This window comes from Cytobacillus sp. FSL W8-0315 (genome assembly GCF_038002905.1).
In the GTDB taxonomy this organism is placed as follows: Bacteria; Bacillota; Bacilli; order Bacillales; family Cytobacillaceae; genus Cytobacillus; species Cytobacillus pseudoceanisediminis.
Map to the genome: position 1 here is coordinate 1 of NZ_JBBOOC010000006.1, position 4,213 is coordinate 4,213.

Annotated in this window: 4 protein-coding genes and 1 pseudogene; 1 reads left to right on the forward strand and 4 read right to left on the reverse strand. The window is 36.2% G+C overall.

The features are described 5' to 3' along the window. Window positions 1–8 precede the first annotated feature (8 nt). The 3 genes and pseudogenes from MKY20_RS28565 to MKY20_RS28575 form a co-directional block, all read right to left on the reverse strand. A complete protein-coding gene (locus MKY20_RS28565) occupies window positions 9–581 on the reverse strand; it encodes a GNAT family N-acetyltransferase (RefSeq protein WP_341003643.1) in 573 nt (190 codons plus the stop codon). A 133-nt stretch (window positions 582–714) separates the two neighbouring features. Continuing rightward, window positions 715–1,086, reverse strand: a complete 372-nt coding sequence (locus MKY20_RS28570; protein ID WP_341004145.1) for an NUDIX hydrolase — start codon at window positions 1,084–1,086, stop codon at window positions 715–717. A 145-nt stretch (window positions 1,087–1,231) separates the two neighbouring features. Then, window positions 1,232–1,690, reverse strand: a pseudogene (locus MKY20_RS28575) (VOC family protein). A 383-nt stretch (window positions 1,691–2,073) separates the two neighbouring features. Here MKY20_RS28575 and MKY20_RS28580 point away from each other — a divergent pair. Continuing rightward, a complete protein-coding gene (locus tag MKY20_RS28580) occupies window positions 2,074–3,309 on the forward strand; it encodes an IS110 family transposase (RefSeq protein WP_035333656.1) in 1,236 nt (411 codons plus the stop codon). A gap of 329 nt (window positions 3,310–3,638) precedes the next feature. Here MKY20_RS28580 and MKY20_RS28585 read toward each other — a convergent pair whose 3' ends face one another. After that, on the reverse strand, window positions 3,639–4,118 hold the full coding sequence (locus MKY20_RS28585; RefSeq protein WP_251174100.1) for a GNAT family N-acetyltransferase: 480 nt from the start codon (window positions 4,116–4,118) through the stop codon (window positions 3,639–3,641). Window positions 4,119–4,213: the final 95 nt, after the last annotated feature.

Here is a 4,213-nt window from a genome sequence, read left to right on the forward strand (position 1 = left end):
ACAATTCTTCACAATGTATCTGTCCACTTGGCATAGATACAGGTATCCGTAAGCCTACAACCATCTGCTGATAAATCCTCATTTTTTAAAGTCCCTTCTAACTCGAATCCCAACTTTTCAGGGATTGAACGGCTTTTTAAATTTGTGGATTCACACCGAATTTCTATCCTTTTAAATTTAATGACATTCAAACCTAACTCAGTTAAACCTTTTATTGCTTCTAACATATATCCATTGCCACTATATTCAGTATTAATCCAATAACCAATATGACATTTTGGAATGTTCCAGTTTACTTCTTCAAAACTTGAAACTCCTATAAATTCATTAGAATTTTTATGAAAAATAAGGAATCGAAAACTTTCTCGGTTAAGAAAGTTAATATACGCCTTTCTCAGGTTTACTTCTGTTTCTTCAACTGTTGGAAGGGTCTGGGCAAATGGCAACCAAAGCTTTAATTCATTTAAGGAATCTCTTATAGCTTTATTAACAATATTACTGTCTACTGATTGTCTTGGTGCTCGTAGTATTAGTCTTTCAGTTTCGAATTGTAATGGTATATCTAATAATAAAGGATTCATTTTATTTCCCCAATTTCCTTTTAAGATTATAGGTTTCTTCTTAAACAAACCTACCACTTTAATTAAACAAAAAGCCGCCTGGTTTGGCAGCTGATCTTGAACATAGCACCCGTTTTGCTCAATGTATCTTAAATCAAAATTCGATATAAAAAGGATGAAGTTTTTCGTTTAAACAAAACTCAATTCTTTGCCAAAAATTTTTCCAAGTGACCATTTCCAAGGCTTTTTTAACTGGAAAGAAACCTACCTCTAAGCTCTCTGGAGATGTTCTCAGTTCTCCTCCGATTGGTTTTCCCAAAAACAATGTGTTACATATAGAATCACTTACATTTTGATATACTCCACAAAATTTTAAAACTTCAATATCTATACCAGTTTCTTCTTTTGTTTCCCTGATTGCAGCGTCCTTTAATGATTCTCCTTCTTCAACCTGTCCCCCAGGCATTTCCCATCCTCTGCGAGGACCTTTAATTAATAAAACCTCTTTTTGCTCATTAAGTACGATAGTTGCTGCTGATACTTAATTAATTCGCTACTTTTTTTCTTTCACCTTCTTCAACAGCGCTGCCCCTTTAATTCAATAAAAAAAGCCACCTGGGATGGCAGCTATCATAATCACCTTTAATAGAAGATACAAGAAAGAATTTCTGCTATTTCTTTATGTGGAGTTCTTCCCATTCTTCTATAGATACCTTTTCATTCTCTCTTAAATGTTCAGGTACTTCAACGTAACACATCAATTCTAAACTATTTCCATCAGGGTCTTCAAAATACACAGAAGCATTTCCCTGTTAAGGTCTAACAAAAGGTTCTACAGATGTTCTACTTCCAAATGGAACAGCTGAAATCCCTTTACTTTTTAACCATTGTAAGGAACTTTTCATATCCTCATAAGAGATAGTAAAGGCTAAATGCCTTAATGATGGGTGGGACGGGGTTTTATACTCTTTCCCTTCCCATAACCCTAGCCAACTTTCCCCTTCAACTATCCAGAAAAATGCGGTTTTCGAACTACGCCAAGCTAGCTTTAACTCTAACTCACGATAAAATTCAATAGATCTATCTAAATCTTTGACAGGTAAATGAGCTTCATAAATCCCTTTAATCATTTATATAACCTCCTTACATTAAATTTTACATTCCTACCAATTTATTACCTCCAGGTATAGACTGAAATCCCCTACAACTTTTGCTGTTGAAATATTTGAAGCCCATTTTCGCTGTTCAATAAAACTGCCCCGTTCGTATTATAAGGTCACCAGATATTTCTGGTTGACCATTTTTTATTTGGTCTTATTATATCAGTAGCCAGGGTAGAACGTAACTGCCCGTGGGGCCATCGACCCCGTCAACTAAACGGTTCACCCCCTACTTGTAGAAACATGATTGAGGCTGGTTGGGACATAGATCTCGTATAACAAGCGAAGCTGTGACACTGCATGGAGGAATTAGGGGTACTGGCAAATTACTAGTTTAGGAGGAGGATTTTTAAATGAATCCAGTCATTGGTCTGGATGTTTCAAAAGGGGAAAGTCAGGTTCAGGCATTTTTGGATAAAGGCAAACCATATCGTAAGAGCTTTAAAGTTTCTCATACTATTGAAGGTCTTGATTTACTTGTAGAGTTTCTGGAGGTCGTAAAGAGAGAAACAGGTAAGAAACCACCTATCGTCCTAGAAGCAACAGGACATTATCATTCCTCTGTTGTTCAATACTTGGAGGACCGTGGATATTTATTGATCATCATTAATCCACTGATTTCTTATAAGGCGAAAAGTTCAAGTCTTCGGAAAGTAAAGACAGATGCGCTCGATGCTTACCATCTCTGCGAGCTGTTTTATAAAGAGGATCTTGAGCCATATAAAAAGCGTGGAGTTCAACTTTTAAACCTTCGAAATCTTACCAGACAGCACGAGAATATAACGGGGGTATTAATCCAAACAAAGCTACAATTTCAAGCCATTCTGGACCAGGTCTTTCCTGAATATAGAGGGGTTTTTGGTGACTTATATTCGGTAGTATCACTGTTAACTCTTTCAGAGTTTCCCTCATCTGAAGATATATTAGAGGCAAGCGTTGAGACCATAGCTGACAAAATCGCTCAATTATGTAAAAGCCGTTCATACAGATGGGCTAATGAAAAAGCTATTCAACTCAAAGCTGCCGCAGACAGAAATCCGTTTGAAAAGACTTTGTATCAGAGTCATATTTTGAGTCTTGGTATGTATATAAACATTATTCTTCAATACAAAGAGCACCTATCCAAGTTAGAGTCAGAGATAGATGCCCTCGCTAAAGAAGTTGAAGAATATAATATTATCAAATCTATCCCTGGTATCGGTGAAAAGATCGCTGCAACGATCATTTCAGAAATTGGGGAGATAGATCGATTTAATGATCCTAAAAAGCTCGTAGCTTTCGCTGGAGTTGATCCTAGTGTATTCGAATCTGGAAAGTTTACAGCCACCAGAAACCGAATCACGAAAAGAGGATCCAGTAGGCTTCGTCACGCCTTATATATGGCTGTTCGTTGTGCGATTCGTGACTGTCGCAAGAGTAAAACAAGCGATGAAATTATTCCTCGAAATAAGAAATTACGAGAGTTCTATGATAAAAAACGTGAAGAAGGAAAACCTTTTAAGGTAGCTGTAATTGCTTGTGTAAATAAGCTCTTACACTGGATATTTGCCCTTTTAAAAAGCAAAACAACTTTCCAAGATATAGCTTAAAACCAAATTAAACTAAATATCACAAAACCTTCCAACAACAGAATAATGGAAGGTTATTTGGCATGCGCATTTTTAGTATAGCATGAGATATTTTAAGTTTTTATTGAAAAATATTGACAAACTATTAGCTGGTTTAGTCGAAGAAGAAAAAGGGTTGCCGTTCCAGTGGATTTTCAACTCTTGCACCCGTTTAGGATATAAAAGAACTTGAAATTTTTATGCTAATATACCAAGTAAATCTAATTGAAAGACTATCACAATCTCTACTGATTTTAATTTATCAGCATCAGTAAAATTTAATTGTCTTATTTCTTATCTTATACCTTCCTTTACGATAATTCTTTTATATACCAAGCGTCCATAGCATTATGCTCTGACCCATCTAGTGGTCTTTCAAGTTGTTGGAAACCTAATTTGATGTAAAGGAGATTAGCTGCTTGGAGTTTCTTCAATGTTTCTAAGTAACAGTGTGTATAGTGTTCCTTGGCGAAGTCGAGTGCTACTTTCATCAGCTCCTTCGACAGACCCATACCTTGAGCTTCGGGTGTAATGTATAGCTTTTGCAACTCGCAAATCCACGTCTTCTGTCCAAATGCTGCAATACCCACACCGCCTACCACTTCATCTTGTTCATTCACTGCAACCCAATACTTTGCATTTGATTGTTGCTTGTAAAATTGTGCTAGACTGCTCAGTTGGGGGTCAAAATATGCTGTTCCTGGAATATTTAAGTTAAATGATTCCAATGAGCGTTTTATAATTTGCTCCATTGTATGATTGTCCTTTTCTTCAATTTCACGAATTTGCAATGTTTCATCCCCCACATCTAAATAATTTATGTATTCTAATATTATTCTTCTAATAATTCCATACTACTAGCTCTTTGTTCAAGTAACCTGCCCCT

What these genes read in the sequence shown, in the direction of transcription:
- MKY20_RS28565 (WP_341003643.1), bottom strand. Translation starts at nt 581, where the DNA reads ATGAATCCTTTATTATTAGATATACCATTACAATTCGAAACTGAAAGA.
- MKY20_RS28580 (WP_035333656.1), top strand. Translation starts at nt 2,074, where the DNA reads ATGAATCCAGTCATTGGTCTGGATGTTTCAAAAGGGGAAAGTCAGGTT.